We start from the raw sequence: 15,669 nt of genomic DNA, 5'->3' as shown, positions 1-15,669 counted from the left end.
AGCACATGAGCGAAACGCCGCAGCAGCCCACCACCCTGACCGAGGACGAGCAGAAGACCGTCCGTTCCGCCGCCGTGCGTGCGGGTGCCCTCGTCGCCCAGGCAGAGCCGGGCTTCTTCGACACCTTCAAGGAGTCCTTCGCCGCGAGCAAGGCGGTCAAGGCCGCCCCGCCGGAGATCCAGCAGCTCATGGTCGGGGGCATGCCGGAGATGCCGTCGGGGGGCAAGGACGAGGCCAAGGCCCGCACGCTCGAGCTCATCTCGCAGGCCGTCGCCGTCCTCACGCAGAAGGCGCCGACCCTGGTCGAGGGCTACAAGGCCGTCGTGCTCCAGTCGGCCAAGGACGTCGCGGCCGCCGCCGATGACACGTCCGCGAACGAGACCGCGGTGATCGGCGAGATCGAGCGCGCCCTCGCCGGTTGATCCGATGGTTGGATCCGAAGGAGGTGTCCCCGTCGGGGGCGCCTCCTTCGGCGTGTCACCGGGTGTGCGGAGGCCGGGCCGCGGCGTTCAGTCGATGCGCTGGTCGTCGCCGATGCCCACGATCCACAAGCGGGTCACCGTGCGGTCCTCGACCTCGAGGCTGAGCCGCTGACCCACGCGCACGTGCCGGAGCGAGCTCACCGCGAAGACCTCGGGGGACCACATCACCTCACGACCGTCGTCGAGCAGCAGCGATCCCGCGCCGGTCGACGGGTCGACGGTGTGGACGCTGCCCTGGGTGTGCTCGGCCATGGGGGAGACGCTACCGCCGCGCTGCCGTCAACACCGCCGCGGTGCGAGGCCCCAGACCGAGGAGCCGGGCCGCGGCGAGATCGTCCGCGTCGTCGACGTCGCGTCGCACGCTGGCCAACGACAGGGCCTCGGTGAGGACCGGGTGCCCCGCGGAGGCATGACGCGCCGACGAGCGCACCCCGAAGCGCGGCACGAGGTCGAGGCCTCGCAGCGCCGTCAGAAGTGTCGTGCCCTCGCCCTCGGCGTCGGGCAGATGGGCGCGCGGATGGGTACGCGCCTGCGCCAGCGCGGCCGCCAGCTCGGCGGGCACGAGCGCGGGAAGGTCGCCCAGCAGCACCGCGCGATGGCGGTGCGGGGCGTGTCCGGCCAGGTGTCGCAGCCCCGCAAGGACGGCCGCGTCGAGACCGGTCCCGGGATCGGCCACGACGTGCGCGCCGTGCTCACCCGCCCAGGCGGCGAGGGCGACGTCGCTCGTCACGACGACGAGCGTGCCGACCCCGCTGGTGCGCACCGCGGCGAGCGTGTCCTCGGCGATGGCGTGGGCGAGCCGCGCCCGGTCGACGCCGTCGGGCGCCGCGAGTCGGGACTTGGCGTCCGGTCCGCCCTTGACGGGCACGACGACGCCCCACCCGGCCGATCCGCTCGGGGCACCGTCGGCGGCACCGTCGGCGGCAGGCCGGGCGGCGTGATGGGCGGCCCGGTCCGTGGGACCGTCGCTGGCGTCCGACACGATCATGGAGGCTCGGTCGACCTTCCTTGGACGGGGCATAGGGTTGCGGCGTGACTGCTGGGCACTCCCTCAATGATGACGGCCGACAAGCGCTGAAGCGCGATCGGGTCCCGTGGGCCTACCGGTTCGCGGCCGGCATCCTGCGCCCGCTGCTCATGGTTCTGACGAAGCGAGACTGGCGCGGCCAGGAGCACATCCCCGCCACGGGCGGCTTCGTCGTCTGCGCCAACCACATCTCGCACTTCGACCCGCTCACCTTCGCGCACTTCATGTTCGACAGTGGTCGACCGGCCTACTTCCTCGGCAAGGTCAGCGTCTTTCAGGTGCCGTTCGTCGGGTTCATCCTGCGCAAGGCCGGCCAGGTCCCCGTCTACCGGGAGACCCCGCAGGCCGCGGACGCCATGCGGGCAGCCGTCGCCGCCGTCAACGCCGGCAAGCCGGTCGCGGTCTACCCCGAGGGGACGCTGACGCGGGAGCCGGACATCTGGCCGATGCGTGGCAAGACCGGTGCGGCGCGGATCGCGCTGGAGACGCGCTGCCCCGTCCTGCCCGTCGCGCAGTGGGGCGCCCAGGAGGTCATCCCGGTCCACGGTCACGTCCGTCCGCACCTCTTCCCACGCAAGACGATGCACATGCGCGTCGGCCCTCCCATCGACCTCTCCGACCTGTACGGCGCGCCGTTGACCCGCGAACTGCTGCTGCTTGCCACGGAGCGGATCATGGACGGCATCGAGAACGAGCTGGAGCAGATCCGCGGCGCGAAGGCACCCGCCGAGCGTTACGACCCGGTGGTCCACGGTCAGCCGTCCATCGGATCGTTCGACGCGGAAGACAGAAGGGACCGACCGGCATGACGAACGTGACCGTCTACGGCACCGGGAGTTGGGGGACCGCCTTCGCCCAGGTGCTCGCCGACGCCGGATGCGACGTGACGATGTGGGGCCGCCGCCAGGAGGTCGTCGACGCGATCAACGCCGGGTGCAACACGGACTACCTGCCCGACCTTCGCCTGTCCGAGCGGATCCGGGCGACGTCGGACCCGGTCGCCGCGGCGGAGGGCGCCGAGATCGTCGTCGTCGCCGTGCCGAGTCAGACGCTGCGCGACAACCTCGCCGCGTGGGCCTCGGCCGTGCCGCCGGACGCCGCGGTCGTCTCCCTCATGAAGGGGGTCGAGCGCGGCACCATGAAGCGGATGAGCCAGGTGCTGCACGAGGCCGGCGGGTTCGAGCCCGAGCGGATCGTCGTCGTCTCCGGTCCCAACCTGGCGAAGGAGATCGCGGAGAAGCACCCCGCCGCCGCGGTCGTCGCCTGCATCGACGAGAAGGTCGCCCAGCGCGTCCAGCACGCCTGCACCGCGTCCTACTTCCGCCCGTACACGAGCACCGACGTGATCGGGACGGAGTTCGGCGGGGCGTGCAAGAACGTCATCGCGCTCGCCGTCGGCATGGCCGAGGGCATGGGGATGGGCGACAACACGAAGGCGTCGATCATCACCCGCGGACTCGCGGAGATGATGCGGCTGGGCATGGCGCAGGGCGGGCAGTCGGTGACGTTCGCCGGCCTGGCCGGGGTCGGCGACCTCATCGCGACCTGCATGTCACCGCTGTCGCGCAACAGCACCTTCGGCGTGAACCTCGGCAAGGGGATGACCGTCGACGAGGTCGTCGCCGTGACCAGCCAGACGGCCGAGGGCGTGAAGTCGTGCGAGTCCATCCTCGCGCTCGCCCAGTCGCTCGGGGTCGACGTGCCGATCATCGAGCAGGTCGTCGGGGTCGTCCGCGACGGACACAAGCCCGCCGAGCTCGTCGGTGCGTTGATGAACCGCGCGACGAAGGCCGAGGCGGGCTGACGCTCAGCCCTCGAGCGCCTGCTCGAGGTCGCGCCACAGGTCCTCGACGTCCTCGATCCCGACGGACAGGCGCAGCAGCTGCGCCGGGACGGTCGGCGGCTCGCTGGCGTGCCGACCGCGGCGCTCGATCTGGGACTCGACGCCACCGAGGCTCGTCGAGTGCACCCACACCCGCGTGGCCGCCGCGACCCGCTCGGCGCCCTCGAGGCCGCCGGTCACCTCGATGCTGATGATCGCGCCGAAGCCGGGGTGGCGAACCCGCTCGACCCGGGCGTGCCCGCGCAACCGCTCGGCGAGGACGAGGGCGTTGGCGCAGGCCCGCTCGAGCCGGACGTGCAGCGTGCGCAGGCCCCGCAGGGCGAGCCAGGTCTCCGTCGGGCCGGCGATGGCGCCGCCGAGGCTGCGCCGAGTGTGCAGGCGCTGGTGCAGGGCGCGACCGCGCTCGGTGTGCGGGGTGACGAGGGCCCCGAGGATGACGTCCGAGTGGCCGGCCAGGTATTTCGTCACGGAGTGCGCGACGACGTCGGCGCCGTCCTCGAGTGGGCGCTGGAGCAGGGGAGTGGCGAAGGTGTTGTCCACGACGACGAGCACATCGCGCTCGTGCGCGGCGGCAACGAGGGTCGGGATGTCCGCGACCTCGAGCATCGGGTTGGTCGGGGACTCGAGCCACAGCAGGTCGGCCCCGTCCAACGCGGCGACGACCGCGGCCGTGTCGTCGATGCTGACCCGGCGCACGACCGCCGCGCCCTCCGCGGCCAGTGCGTCGAGGCTCGCGAGCGTCCCGTTGTAGGCGTGTCCGGGCACGACGATGGTGCCGCCGTGGGGGAGGAGGGACAGGGCTGCGCTGATCGCTCCCATCCCCGACGAGAAGACGAGGGCGTCTCCGCCCTCGAGCGACCCGAGCGCCTCCTCGAAGGCGTCCCACGTCGGGTTGCCCACGCGGGCGTAGTTCACCGGGCCGTCCGCGTGATAGGTCGACGTCAGCGCGAGCGGCGCGTTGACGCCGCCACCGGGCGTCGCCGGCGGGCGGCCGAGCTGGACGAGGCGGGTGGCCGGGGCGAGGTCGTCGGGGTGGGTGCGCTCAGTGGTCACGGGATCAGGGTAGGTCGCGCCGCCACGCCGTCGCCGATCGGTCGGTGCTGGCTCGCTCGGGCTAGAGTTCCTGCCGATGAGCACCGACCAGCAGCCCCAGTCCAGCGCGCCGACCCGACCCCGCGTCGCGATCGTCTTCGGCGGTCGCTCCTCGGAGCACGCCGTCTCCTGCGCGACCGCCGCCGGAGTGCTGCGCGCCATCGACCGCGACGCCTACGACGTCATCCCGATCGGGATCACGCCCGAGGGGCGCTGGGTCGCCATGCCCGACGATCCCGAGCCGCTGACGCTCGAGCGCGGCCACACCCCGCAGGTCACGGGCGACGGCTCCCGCGTGCTCGTCCCGCAGTCGACGGGCGAGCGCGACCTGCTCGTGTCCGCGCCGGGCGAGGTGCCGACGGTGCTCGGTCAGGTCGATGTCGTCTTCCCGCTGCTGCACGGGCCCTACGGCGAGGACGGCACCATCCAGGGGATGCTCGAGCTCGCCGACATCCGTTACGTCGGCTCCGGCGTCCTCGCCTCGGCCGCTGGCATGGACAAGCACTACATGAAGGTCGTCTTCGCCGGCGCCGGCCTGCCCGTCGGACCCTTCACCGTCATCACCGACGCCCAGTGGCGCCGCGACCGGGCCGCCGCCCTCGACGCCGTGGGCGCCCTCCAGTTCCCCGTCTTCGTCAAGCCGTGCCGCGCCGGCTCCTCCGTCGGGATCACGAAGGTCGCCCGCCTCGAGGACGTGGAGGCGGCCGTCGAGGCGGCCCGCGAGCACGACCTCAAGGTCATCGTCGAGGCCGGCATCGTCGGCCGCGAGATCGAGTGCGCCGTCCTCCAGGACCCCGACGGCGGCGCACCGCGCACGTCCCACCCCGGCGAGATCGTCGTCGAGGAGGGTCACGGCCACGACTTCTACGACTTCGAGGCCAAGTACCTCGACTCCAGTGCCGTCCAGCTCAGCTGCCCGGCCGACCTTCCCGAGGGCGTGGCCGCGGAGGTGCGGCGCCTGGCGGGGGCCGCCTTCGAGTCGCTGGGCTGCGAGGGTCTGGCGCGCGTCGACTGCTTCTACACCGAACAGGGCGACGTCCTCATCAACGAGATCAACACCATGCCGGGCTTCACCCCGCACTCGATGTACCCGCAAATGTGGGAGGCGTCGGGTGTGTCCTACCCCGAGCTCATCGACGCCCTCATCCAACTCGCCCTGACGCGACCCGTCGGCCTGCGCTGACGCGCCGCGGCGCCAGCGGCAACCCCGACTAGAGGCAGCTGCGCCCGTTGTCGGGCAGGGCCGCCGCGGCGTCGGCGAAGGCCGGGAGCAGCAGGGGAGCGGGCGCGTAGGCCTCCGGCACGAGGATCTCGACCGCGGGGTCCTTGCCGTAGGTCGTCAGTCGCACCCCGTCGCTGAGGTCGCTGACGACCCAGCCGAGCCCGTCAGCCTCGATGCACTGCTCGGTCGTCGGGGTGAGCGCCGGCACGCCGCAGCGGGCCACGATCGTCGGGTCACCCCAGGCGCGCACCGTGGCGCCGGCGCCGGTCGTCTCGACGACCGCCTGGTTGGCGACCGTCGTCGGCCAGGCCGCGGCCACCTTCGCGCAGGCGGGGTCCTCCGCCAGCGGTGCGTCGGCGACCTCGACCGCGCCGGAGCACGCGGACAGGCCACCGACGGCTCCGAGGAGGAGTGCGACGGTGGCCCGACGGTGGTGGGTCCGCGGCGAAGCGGACGTCAGACGTGGACGACGGTGCACGTGAGCGTGCGGGTGATGCCCTCGACGTCCTGGATCTTGGCGATCACGAGCTTGCCGAGCTCGTCGACGGTGTTGGCCTCGACGAGAGCGATCACGTCATAGGGCCCGGTCACGTCCTCGGCCAGGGCGACGCCCGCGATGTCCTTGATGGTCGCGGCCACGCTCGCGGCGCGGCCCACGTCGGTCTGGATCAGGATGTAGGCCTGCACCATCTGTCGCTCACCTCTTGCTCTCGTCGGGCCTCGTTGCCCGGTTGTGTGCCCGCGCGGTCCGCGGCACCGTCACGACGCTACAGTGCCGGGAGTCACCACGTCCTCAGGAGGTCCGATGCCGTCGTCCCCAGCGGACGAACCGAGGGTGACCGAGGGCGCCCCGGAGCCCGGCGTCCTCGCGGATCTGGACGAAGAGGGCCTGCTGCGGCGGATCCTCCCGCTCTTCGCGTCCGCCGGCGACGCCACGCGCGTGACCGTGGGGCCGGGCGACGACGCCGCGGTGCTCGCCGTCCCCACGGGCGCCGTCGTGGCGACGACGGACACGATGGTCCGGGGCCGGGACTGGCTGGACGAGTGGTCGACCGGGCGTGAGGTGGGGGCGAAGGTCGTGGCCCAGAACGTCGCCGACGTGGCCGCCATGGGCGGCGTCGCCACGGGCCTGCTGCTCACGCTCACGGCAGACCCGCAGACGAGGATCGACTGGGTCCTCGAGCTCAGCGCCGGCATCGCGCACGCCGCCGCCGACGCGGGCGTGGCCGTTCTCGGGGGCGACCTGTCGTCGGCGCCTGCCGGCGTCGTCATGGTCAGCATCACGGCGCTGGGGGAGATCCCCGGGCGCACCGTCCTGCGGTCCGGGGCGAAGGTCGGCCACGTCGTGGCCGTCTGCGGATCGCTCGGCTGGTCGGGCGCGGGCTGGTGGCTCCACGAGCAGGGACACTCGCCGACGATCACGGCACCCGACGACGACGGGCAGCGACTGCGGGCGCCGCTGATGGGGGAGCACCGCCAGCCTCGGCCGCCGTACGAGAGCGGACCCATCGCGGCCGCCGCGGGAGCGAGCGCCATGCTCGACATCTCCGACGGCCTCGTGCGGGACGCCGGCCGGATCGCCGCGGCGAGCGGGGTGGCCATCGACCTCGAGGGCGCCGCCCTCGAGCGAGACTTCCTGCCGCCGCTCGCGGCGGTCATGCCCGCGGACGTCGCGTGGCGTCAGCTCCTCACCGGTGGCGAGGAGCACTCGCTCCTGGCGACCTTCCCGAGCGTGGAGCAGGTGCCCGTGGACAGGGAGGCGCCCTGGTGGGTCATCGGTCGCGTCGTGCCGGCCGGGGACGAGCCGGGCCGGGTCACCGTCGACGGCGTCGTGCCGCAGGGTCGCGGGTGGGACCACTTCGCCGGCTGAGGGAGACCACACCGAGCGAACAACAGCGAGCGAACAACAGCGGGGGAACGACAAAGCCGACCACCCCGGAAGGGGAGGTCGGCTCGATCAGCTTCAGTGAAGCAGGGCCTTGAGGGGCGAGGTCAGCGCTTGACCTTGCCAGCCTTGAGGCAGGACGTGCAGACGTTGAGCCGCTTCGGGGTCACGCCAGCCGCACCGACCATGGCCTTGACGCGCTGGATGTTGGGGTTCCAGCGGCGCTTGTTGCGGCGGTGCGAGTGCGAGATGGAGTGACCGAAAGACGGTCCCTTGCCGCAGACGTCGCAGTTGGCAGCCACGGGTATCTCCTGATGTCTAAACGAGTGTGTATCGAACGTGATGCCGTGGGACACGCCCGGGGGCGGGACTCCTCACGGCAACCGGTCCAGAGTAGCCGAAGTCCGACTGTGGACCAAAACGCCTGCCAGGAAGGCGCCTCGACTAGCCTGCCACACGTGCTGGACGTCCTCGATGCCTCGACCGCCCGCCGTTGGGCGGTGGTCCTGAGGGCTGCGTTCGCGGCCCGACGGGAGCAGATCGACCAGCTCAACGTCTACCCCGTGCCCGACGGTGACACCGGCACGAATCTCTACCTGACACTCGACGCCGCCTTCGACACCGTGCGCGAGGCCAGGGAGCGCGCGGGCCGGCCCGCGACGACCACCCTCGTGCGCGAGGCGGAGGAGCTCACCCGCGCCGCGCTCCTGAGCGCCCGGGGCAACTCCGGCGTCATCCTCAGCCAGATCCTGCGCGGCTTCGCCGAAGCCATGGCGCAGGAGGGGCCGGGGCTGACGGTCGTCGACGCACCGCTGCTCGTGCGCGCTCTGCGCGGCGCCACGACGGCCGCGTGGGCGAGCGTCGCCCACCCCGTGGAGGGCACGATCCTCTCCGTCGCCTCGGCCACGGCGGACGCGGCCGAGGCCCTGGGGCCGGACGCGACGCTGGGCGAGGTCACGGCCGCCTGTGTCGAGGCCGCCCGCGACGCCCTGCGGCGGACCCCCGAGCAACTCGAGGCGCTCGCCCGGGCCGGGGTCGTCGACGCCGGGGGAGCCGGCTTCCTGCTCATGGTCGAGACGATGGACCGCGTCGTGCGTGAGCTCACCCCCGCCGCGGCCTTCGTCGTCGACGAGTTCACGAGCACCGAGCGCACCATGCCCTCCCGTGAGCTCCCGCTCGAGGAGCCCCTGACCGGGGCGCCCGCCTACGAGGTCATGTACCTCCTCGACGGGACCACATCCGAGGCGGTCGAGACCCTGCGGACGCAGCTCGACGGTCTGGGCGACTCCCTCCTCGTCGTGGGCGGCCCCGAGCTCTGGAACGTCCACGTCCACGTCGACGACGTGGCTGCCGCGATCGAGCGGGGCGTCGAGGCGGGTCGACCGCATCGACTGCAGGTGACGCGCTTCGCCGACCGGACGCTCTCCTCGCACCCCCTGGTCGACCTCGCCGTCGTGGCCTGCGCCGCCGGTCCGGGCATCGCCGCCCTCTTCGAGCAGGCCGGAGCCACGACCATCGCCTCCGGTCCGGGGCGGCGCGCCTCCGCGGGCCAGTTGCTCGCCGCGGCCCGCGCGAGCAACGCCGTCGAGGTCATCCTCCTGCCGAACGACCAGGACACCCTGATGTCGGCGCAGGCCGCAGCCAGGGCCGCGGAGCAGGACGGCCTGACCATCCACGTCATCCCGTCGCGCACGGCCGTCCAGGGCATCGCGGCGCTGGCCGTCCACGACCCGGCGCTCACCGCCCACCGCAACGTCCTCGCCATGACCCAGGCGAGCTCGGCGACCCGTCACGGCGGTTTGACGATCGCGGCGAAGGCGGGCCTGACGAGCGGGGGAGCCTGCGAGGTCGGCGACGTCCTCGGCATCGTCAACGGCGACATCGTCATCGTCGGCAGCGACCGCGCCGTGGTGGCGCGGCAGGTCGCCGACCGGCTCCTGTCCAGCGGCGGCGAACTCGTCACCCTGCTCACCGGCGGCCCCGGCGACGTCTCGCCGACGGGTGCGGAGCTGGCCGAGGTGGTCCGCGCCCACATCGCGGAGACCCACCGCGAGGCCGAGGTCGAGGTCTTCGACGGGGGTCAGCCGCACTACGACCTGCTCATGGGGGTCGAGTGAGCGCCATGCTCCCGAACGCCCTCGGGCGCCAGGTCCGGTCGATGACCCGTCCGACGACCACGCCGACGACCCCGGGACGGCGCTGATGGTCGACGAGTCGACCAAGCTCGGCGGGCTCCTCGGGGGACCGACGGCCAAGAAATTCGCGACCACCCGCGGCCTGCACACCGTCGGGGACCTGCTGAAGTTCTGGCCCCGCCGCTACGCCACCCGCGAGGCCGACCTGTCCCGACTGCACCCCGGCGACGAGGTCGTCGTCGTCGGTGAGGTGCGCCGTGCCACGACCCTGCGCAACAAGACCGGCCGGGGCAGCCGTCTGGAGGTCGTCCTCACCGACGGCGTCCGCGACCTTCCCCTCGTGTTCTTCCGCCCGCACGGGCACGAGGCCAAGCTCGTGCCCGGCGCTCGCGGCGCCTTCGCGGGCAAGGTCGCGACGTTCAACCAGCACTTCCAGATGTCCCAGCCCGGCTACACCCTTTTCACCGAGCTCGACGAGGAGGAGCAGCGGGGCCTCTTCCCCATCTATCTGCGCGTGCCCGGGCTGCACACGTGGGCCGTCTCCGAGGCCGTCCGGCTCGTCCTCGCCCAGGTCGACGAGGCCGACGACCCGATCCCCGAGGCGGTCCTCGAGACCCGCCACCTGCCCGGCCGACTCGAGGCGCTGCGGGGCATCCACACCCCGGACACCCGCGAGGAGGTCGAACGCTCCCGCCATCGCATGGTCTTCGAGGAGGCGTTCGTCCTGCAGACGGCGCTCGCCCAGCGCCGCGCCCGTCGCGAGGCGGAGTCCACCCGGTCCCGGACCCCGCGCGAAGGGGGCCTGCTGGCGCAGTTCGACGAGCGACTCCCCTTCGAGCTCACGGCCGGCCAGACCGAGGTGGGTCGCGTCCTGGCGGAGGAAATGGCGCGCGAGGTGCCGATGCACCGGCTGCTCCAGGGCGAGGTCGGATCCGGCAAGACGATCATCGCGCTGCGCGCCATGCTCGCCGCCGTCGACGCCGGGGGACAGGCGGCGCTACTCGCCCCCACCGAGGTCCTCGCGGCCCAGCACCACCGCTCCATCACGAGCATGCTCGGCGACCTCGCCGAAGGCGGCATGCTCGGCAGCAACGAGCACGCCACCCGGGTCGTCCTGCTCACCGGCAGCATGTCCACGGCCGCCCGGCGCGCGGCGATGCTCGACATCGCCTCGGGGGAGGCGGGGCTCGTCATCGGCACGCACGCCCTGCTCGAGGAGAAGGTCGACTTCTTCGACCTCGCGCTCGTCGTCGTGGATGAGCAGCACCGCTTCGGGGTCGAGCAGCGCGACGCCCTGCGCGGGAAGGGGGCCACGCCCCCGCACGTCCTCGTGATGACGGCGACGCCGATCCCGCGCACCGTCGCGATGACGGTCTTCGGCGACATGGAGACCTCCACGCTCACCGAGCTGCCGCGTGGTCGCCAGCCGATCACGACCCACGTCGTGCCCGAGGAGCGTCCCGGATGGGTGGCGCGGACGTGGGAGCGGATCGCGGAGGAGGTCCGCACCGGGCGGCAGGCCTACGTCGTGTGCCCCCGGATCGGCGAGGAGGGCGACACCGTCGAGACCGACGGGCCCGCGGAGGCCGATGTCGATGTCGTCTTCGAGCAGGGTCCCGAGGGGGCCGACGGCGACGAGGGCGAGGCCAAGCCGCCCCGACCGCTGCGCTCCGTGCACGCAGTCCGTGCCGAGATGGCCACGAACCCGGCGCTGGAGGGGCTGCGGATCGAGATCCTGCACGGCCGCCTGGCGCCCGAGGACAAGGACGCGGTGATGACGCGGTTCCACCGTGGCGACATCGACGTGCTCGTCTCGACCACCGTCATCGAGGTCGGTGTCGACGTCCCGAACGCGTCGGTGATGCTCATCGTCGACGCGGACCGCTTCGGCGTCTCGCAGCTGCACCAGCTCCGCGGCCGGGTCGGTCGCGGCGGCCACCCCGGCCTCTGCCTGCTCATGTCGGCGACCGAGGCGGAGTCGGCCCGCGAGCGACTGGCCGCGGTCGCCGCGACGACGAACGGCTTCGACCTGGCCCGGCTCGACCTCGAACTGCGGCGCGAGGGCGACGTCCTCGGCGCGGCGCAGAGCGGCGGCCGCAGCGGGCTGGACTTCCTCTCCGTGCTCAAGCACGAGGACGTCATCCTCGAGGCCCGGGAGGACGCCTTCGCCGTCGTGGCCGCCGATCCGGACCTGACCAGCCACCCGCAACTGGCCGCCGCCCTGGCCCGCCGGCTCGACGCCGAGCAGGCCGCCTACCTCGAGCGCGGCTGACTCACCCCGGGGTCGGTCAGCGCAGCGGGTTGAAGGGGGCCAGCTCGCGCGGCAGCACCCCGGTCGTCATCCGCTCGGCGAGCAGGCGACCGGTCACCGGGCCGAGGGTGATGCCCCACATGCCGTGGCCGCCGGCGACGAAGACGCGCGGGGAGCGCGTGGCGCCGACGAGCGGCAGGCCGTCCGAGGTGCACGGGCGGGAGCCGACCCATTCGTCTTGGCGGTCGTCGAGGTCGACGCCGGTGAGGAGCGGGCGCGCGGAGTCGACGATCGCGGCGATGCGGCGGCGGTCGAGGGCGGCCTCGGGCTTGCGGAACTCCATCATCCCGGCGACGCGCAGTCGTCCCTGGATCGGCGTGCAGGCCACGCGCGCGGCGGGCAGGTAGACGGGTCCGTTGGGCAGGTGGTCGACAGGGACGCTGAAGGAGTAGCCGCGGCCAGCCTGGACGACCTTGCGGACGCCGAAGGGGCGAGCGAGTGCCCCGAGCCAGGCGCCGGAGGCCACGACGACGGCGTCGACCTCCGCGGTGCCGCGCCCGGCCGAGGTGATCTGCACACCGTGGCCGGTGTCGGTGAGGTCGGTGACGGTGGCGCCGCTGACGATCTTGCCGCCGCGGGCGATGACGGCGTCGGCGAGGGCGGCGACGTAGGTGCCGGGATCGACGAACCGCTGCCCGTGCAGGAGGATCGCCGCGCCGATCTCACCGGAGAGGGACGGCTCGATGGCGCGGGCCTCGTCGCCGGTGAGGGTGTCGTAGGTGATGTCCTGGCCGGCCGCCTGGATGTGCTCGATCTCCTCGAGCAGCGTGCGGCGCTCGTCGACGGTGCGGTAGGCCGCGATGAAGGACTTGGCCTCGGTGGTCGTCCCCGCGACGCCGCCGGCCTGCAGCAGGTCGAAGCTCTCGAGGGCCATGTCGTTGACCGGCACGAGGGACCCCATGGCGCGCTTCCACGCCTTCGTCGTGCTGTTGCGCGTGAAGCCCGTGACGAACTTCAGGAAGCGCGGGTCAGCGCTCGGCGGGACGTAGACGGGGGAGGAGGGGCTGAGCACGGCACTCAGGCCGTAGCGCAGCACGGCCGGCTCGGGCAGGGGCGTCGCGATGCCGGGCGTGAGCCAGCCCGCGTTCCCCCACGACGAGCCCGCGGCCACGCCCTCCCGGTCGAGGACCGTCACCTCGACGCCGCGCTCCTGGAGGAACCAGGCCGTGGCGAGGCCGACCATGCCGGCGCCGACGATGGCGACGTGCTGGGGGGCGGGGATGCCGGACGGGGTCGTGGCGGAGGCGTTCAGGGCGGACAAGGGGGCTCCTCGGGGGACATGGTGCGAAGGTCGTCGCTCCATGGTGGCGGCGCCCGACCGGAAGGTCGCTGTGTCGATGCGCCAAAGATTCGCTTGCTGATTGTGGTCAGAGGACAACGTGAGGGGCGATGATGGCGGGGTGATCGCCCTTGCCGACCTCACCGCAGCCCTTGCTGGCGGCCTGCTCACCGTCGTCGTCCCCGGCACTGACGCGCCCATCGACGACCTCACGCTCGCCGAACTCGACCTCGGCATCGTCGGCGTCGCGGGCGACCTCGTCCTCGGAGTGGCCGTGGATCGCCGGGACGCCGCACTCGACCTGGTGACCAGGTCCGCCGCAGCCGGCGCCGGCGGCGTCGTCCTGCGGAAGGTCGCGAGCGACCTTCCGGCGGTCCGTGACCGGGCCCGTCAGGCCGGCATCGCCCTCGTCGAGCTCGCCGAGAACGCGTCGTGGGCCCACGTCGTCTGGCTCCTGCGGGGCATCCTCGACCGGTCGGGGGCGGTGCCGGTCGACGACACGGGCGACGACCTTTTCGCGGTCGCCGACGCGGCAGCCGCGCTCGTCGACGGGCCCGTCACCATCGAGGACGCCCGCTCGCGGGTGCTCGCCTACAGCGCCCGACAGGACGAGGCCGACCCCGCCCGGGTGTCGACCATCGTCGGCCGGCGGGTCCCCGAGGAGGTCCTCGGCCGGTTGCGCGCGAGGGGCGTCTTCCGGCACCTCGCCCGCTCCGCCGAGCCGCTGCTCGTCGCCGGTGACCGCGTGCTCGGACCGCGACTCGTCGTGCCCGTGCGCGCCGGCGGGGAGTGGCTCGGCTCGATCTGGGTGGCCACGTCGCAGCTGCCGCCCGAGCCCGTCCTCGCCGAGCTCACACGCACCGCCAGCGTCGTCGCCCTGCACCTGCTGCGGTTGCGCGCCCGCTCCGACCTCACCCGCCGCGTCAGCGCCGACCGGCTCAGGACCGCGCTCACCGGCGGCGACCTCGAGGCTCAGACCTGGCTGCCCGAGGGGCCGTGGCGGATCGCCGCCCTCGGCGTCCCCGGCGACGCCGAGGGGCCGGTGCCGGCTGGCGGTGGTCCCGCCGCGCGCGCGGATGCCGTCCGCACCGACCTCGACCTGTGGGAGGCGGTCTGTCGCCGACACGGCTGGCAGCAGCCGCTCCTGACCGACATCGACGACCGGGTGATCGCGCTCGTGCGCGCCGAGGGCCCGGCCACGACGGCCGGCACGTGGACCTGGCTGAAGGCGGTGGCGGAGGACCCGGGAGGGGTCGCGCTCACGGCGGCCGCGAGCGGGCCGGTGCGGACCGTGGGCGACCTTCCGGCTGCCGCGGCCGATGCCCGCGAGGTCCTCGGCCTCCTGCTCCCGGGTGGCCCGAGCGCCGCGGGCGCGACGGCGTGGGTGGGGGCCGCCGGGCCAGCGCTGGCGAAGGAGGACGCGTGGGTCGCCCTGACCCTCATGCGGTCCGTGCGCGGGATCGGCGACGGACCGGCCGCGGCCCCCGTCGCGGCGCTGCAGCAGGCCGACGCGGTGCGCGGCACCGAACTCGTCGCGACCCTCGCGGCGTGGCTCGACCATCCGGGCGAGTCCGCCCGCGCGGCGCGGGCGCTGCACGTCCACCCCAACACCGTTCGTTACCGCCTTCAACAGGTCGAGTCCGTCCTCGAGGCGGCCGGGCTGGCGATCGACCTGGGCGACCCCCCGACGCGCCTGGCTCTCCGGCTGCAGCTCCTCGTCGCCCGGCCGCCTCGCTGAGGCCGTGACATGCGGCGGCGGACCGGTGGGCGCGGCGCGGGCCCGTCGGGGGAGGATGGGCCCGTGACTCGGATCATCTCGGGTGAGGCCGGCGGCCGCCGCCTCCAGACCCCCACAGGCAATCGCACGCGCCCGACGAGCGACAAGGTGCGCGAGGCCCTCTTCGGGTCCCTCGACGCCCGCGGCGTCCTCGAGGGTGCCCACGTCATGGACCTCTACGCCGGCTCCGGCGCCCTCGGACTTGAGGCGGCCAGCCGAGGGGCGGCCAGCCTGCTGCTCGTCGAGTCCGACCGCGGCGCCGCGAGCGTCATCCGTCGCAACGTCGCCGACCTCGGCATCTCCGGGGCGCGCCTGCAGGCCTGCACCGTCGAGGCTGCGCTCAGCCGCACCCCGAGCCTGCGCTACGACCTCGTCCTCGCCGACCCGCCCTACGACGTCGACGAGACCGCCCTCGCCGGCGTCCTCGAGGCCCTCGTGGCGCGGCAGTGGCTGGCCGACGGGGCGCTCGTCGTCGTCGAGCGGTCCTCGCGATCGCCCGAGCCGACGTGGCCCCAGGGCTTGATCCCCGAGGCCGCCAAGGCCTACGGCGAGACGGTCCTGCACTTCGCCGTCGCCGAGGCCTGAAAAACCGGGTGCCGAGCACCCAACTCTGGCT

Annotated in this window: 16 protein-coding genes; 9 read left to right on the top strand and 7 right to left on the bottom strand. The window is 73.4% G+C overall.

All coding sequences use genetic code 11. From position 1 onward, the window contains the following. Positions 1 to 5 precede the first annotated feature (5 nt). The gene (locus tag ACQBAS_RS08960; RefSeq protein ID WP_427383455.1) at positions 6 to 422 is read left to right on the top strand and encodes a hypothetical protein; all 417 of its coding nucleotides are present in this window, start codon (positions 6 to 8) and stop codon (positions 420 to 422) included. Positions 423 to 509: 87 nt separating this feature from the next. On the opposite strand, the gene ACQBAS_RS08955 is transcribed toward ACQBAS_RS08960, so the two are convergent. Both ACQBAS_RS08955 and cofC read right to left on the bottom strand, forming a co-directional pair. Continuing rightward, the gene (locus ACQBAS_RS08955) at positions 510 to 734 is read right to left on the bottom strand and encodes a hypothetical protein (RefSeq protein WP_427383454.1); all 225 of its coding nucleotides are present in this window, start codon (positions 732 to 734) and stop codon (positions 510 to 512) included. 10 nt (positions 735 to 744) lie between these two features. Then, positions 745 to 1,464 carry a 2-phospho-L-lactate guanylyltransferase gene (gene cofC / locus ACQBAS_RS08950; protein WP_427383453.1) on the bottom strand — a complete coding sequence of 240 codons (720 nt, stop codon included), beginning with the start codon at positions 1,462 to 1,464 and terminating at the stop codon, positions 745 to 747. Positions 1,465 to 1,514: 50 nt separating this feature from the next. On the opposite strand from cofC, the gene ACQBAS_RS08945 reads away from it, so the two are divergent. Continuing rightward, positions 1,515 to 2,318: a lysophospholipid acyltransferase family protein gene (locus tag ACQBAS_RS08945; RefSeq protein WP_427383452.1), complete on the top strand. Its 804-nt coding sequence runs from the start codon at positions 1,515 to 1,517 to the stop codon at positions 2,316 to 2,318. After that, complete coding sequence (locus tag ACQBAS_RS08940; protein ID WP_427383451.1) at positions 2,315 to 3,313, top strand: NAD(P)H-dependent glycerol-3-phosphate dehydrogenase; 999 nt, start codon at positions 2,315 to 2,317, stop codon at positions 3,311 to 3,313. Before ACQBAS_RS08945 ends, ACQBAS_RS08940 begins: the two co-directional genes overlap by 4 nt. 3 nt (positions 3,314 to 3,316) lie before the next feature. On the opposite strand, the gene ACQBAS_RS08935 is transcribed toward ACQBAS_RS08940, so the two are convergent. After that, a complete protein-coding gene (locus ACQBAS_RS08935; RefSeq protein WP_427383450.1) occupies positions 3,317 to 4,405 on the bottom strand; it encodes a trans-sulfuration enzyme family protein in 1,089 nt (362 codons plus the stop codon). Positions 4,406 to 4,481: 76 nt separating this feature from the next. Between ACQBAS_RS08935 and ACQBAS_RS08930 the strand changes: the two genes are divergently transcribed. Continuing rightward, entirely contained in the window at positions 4,482 to 5,627 is a 1,146-nt protein-coding gene (locus ACQBAS_RS08930) for a D-alanine--D-alanine ligase family protein (protein WP_427383449.1), read from the top strand. A gap of 28 nt (positions 5,628 to 5,655) precedes the next feature. Here the strand turns inward: ACQBAS_RS08930 and ACQBAS_RS08925 are convergent, their stop codons facing one another. Both ACQBAS_RS08925 and ACQBAS_RS08920 read right to left on the bottom strand, forming a co-directional pair. Beyond that, a complete protein-coding gene (locus ACQBAS_RS08925) occupies positions 5,656 to 6,144 on the bottom strand; it encodes a DUF3515 family protein (RefSeq protein WP_427383448.1) in 489 nt (162 codons plus the stop codon). Further along, a complete protein-coding gene (locus ACQBAS_RS08920; protein ID WP_427383447.1) occupies positions 6,123 to 6,356 on the bottom strand; it encodes an Lrp/AsnC ligand binding domain-containing protein in 234 nt (77 codons plus the stop codon). Before ACQBAS_RS08920 ends, ACQBAS_RS08925 begins: the two co-directional genes overlap by 22 nt. Before the next feature lie 145 nt (positions 6,357 to 6,501). On the opposite strand from ACQBAS_RS08920, the gene thiL reads away from it, so the two are divergent. Next, positions 6,502 to 7,536 carry a thiamine-phosphate kinase gene (gene thiL, locus ACQBAS_RS08915; RefSeq protein WP_427383446.1) on the top strand — a complete coding sequence of 345 codons (1,035 nt, stop codon included), beginning with the start codon at positions 6,502 to 6,504 and terminating at the stop codon, positions 7,534 to 7,536. Between the two features lie 122 nt (positions 7,537 to 7,658). On the opposite strand, the gene rpmB is transcribed toward thiL, so the two are convergent. Further along, positions 7,659 to 7,853 carry a 50S ribosomal protein L28 gene (gene rpmB, locus ACQBAS_RS08910; protein WP_427383445.1) on the bottom strand — a complete coding sequence of 65 codons (195 nt, stop codon included), beginning with the start codon at positions 7,851 to 7,853 and terminating at the stop codon, positions 7,659 to 7,661. 156 nt (positions 7,854 to 8,009) lie between these two features. Here rpmB and ACQBAS_RS08905 point away from each other — a divergent pair, with 156 nt between their 5' ends. Together ACQBAS_RS08905 and ACQBAS_RS08900 are read left to right on the top strand one after the other, a co-directional pair. Then, a complete protein-coding gene (locus ACQBAS_RS08905) occupies positions 8,010 to 9,668 on the top strand; it encodes a DAK2 domain-containing protein (protein WP_427383444.1) in 1,659 nt (552 codons plus the stop codon). Between the two features lie 85 nt (positions 9,669 to 9,753). Then, positions 9,754 to 11,958, top strand: coding sequence for an ATP-dependent DNA helicase RecG (locus ACQBAS_RS08900; RefSeq protein ID WP_427383443.1), 2,205 nt, complete (start codon positions 9,754 to 9,756; stop codon positions 11,956 to 11,958). A gap of 16 nt (positions 11,959 to 11,974) precedes the next feature. On the opposite strand, the gene ACQBAS_RS08895 is transcribed toward ACQBAS_RS08900, so the two are convergent. Next, positions 11,975 to 13,180: an NAD(P)/FAD-dependent oxidoreductase gene (locus tag ACQBAS_RS08895; protein ID WP_427385610.1), complete on the bottom strand. Its 1,206-nt coding sequence runs from the start codon at positions 13,178 to 13,180 to the stop codon at positions 11,975 to 11,977. Between the two features lie 217 nt (positions 13,181 to 13,397). Between ACQBAS_RS08895 and ACQBAS_RS08890 the strand changes: the two genes are divergently transcribed. Together ACQBAS_RS08890 and rsmD are read left to right on the top strand one after the other, a co-directional pair. Beyond that, positions 13,398 to 15,014, top strand: a complete 1,617-nt coding sequence (locus ACQBAS_RS08890) for a PucR family transcriptional regulator (protein WP_427383442.1) — start codon at positions 13,398 to 13,400, stop codon at positions 15,012 to 15,014. A gap of 63 nt (positions 15,015 to 15,077) precedes the next feature. Beyond that, positions 15,078 to 15,638 (top strand): 16S rRNA (guanine(966)-N(2))-methyltransferase RsmD, encoded by a 561-nt coding sequence (rsmD, locus tag ACQBAS_RS08885; RefSeq protein ID WP_427383441.1) that lies wholly within the window; start codon positions 15,078 to 15,080, stop codon positions 15,636 to 15,638. Positions 15,639 to 15,669 lie beyond the last annotated feature (31 nt).

The organism is Janibacter zhaoxuefangae, from assembly GCF_050271985.1.
Lineage (GTDB): Bacteria > Actinomycetota > Actinomycetes > Actinomycetales > Dermatophilaceae.
This window is presented reverse-complemented; position numbering and strand designations above follow the sequence as displayed.

Coding starts and splice junctions, on each gene's coding strand:
- ACQBAS_RS08930 (WP_427383449.1), top strand. CDS start 4,482: ATGAGCACCGACCAGCAGCCCCAGTCCAGCGCGCCGACCCGACCCCGC.
- ACQBAS_RS08960 (WP_427383455.1), top strand. CDS start 6: ATGAGCGAAACGCCGCAGCAGCCCACCACCCTGACCGAGGACGAGCAG.
- ACQBAS_RS08900 (WP_427383443.1), top strand. CDS start 9,754: ATGGTCGACGAGTCGACCAAGCTCGGCGGGCTCCTCGGGGGACCGACG.
- ACQBAS_RS08895 (WP_427385610.1), bottom strand. CDS start 13,180: ATGGTCGGCCTCGCCACGGCCTGGTTCCTCCAGGAGCGCGGCGTCGAG.
- ACQBAS_RS08955 (WP_427383454.1), bottom strand. CDS start 734: ATGGCCGAGCACACCCAGGGCAGCGTCCACACCGTCGACCCGTCGACC.
- ACQBAS_RS08940 (WP_427383451.1), top strand. CDS start 2,315: ATGACGAACGTGACCGTCTACGGCACCGGGAGTTGGGGGACCGCCTTC.
- ACQBAS_RS08920 (WP_427383447.1), bottom strand. CDS start 6,356: ATGGTGCAGGCCTACATCCTGATCCAGACCGACGTGGGCCGCGCCGCG.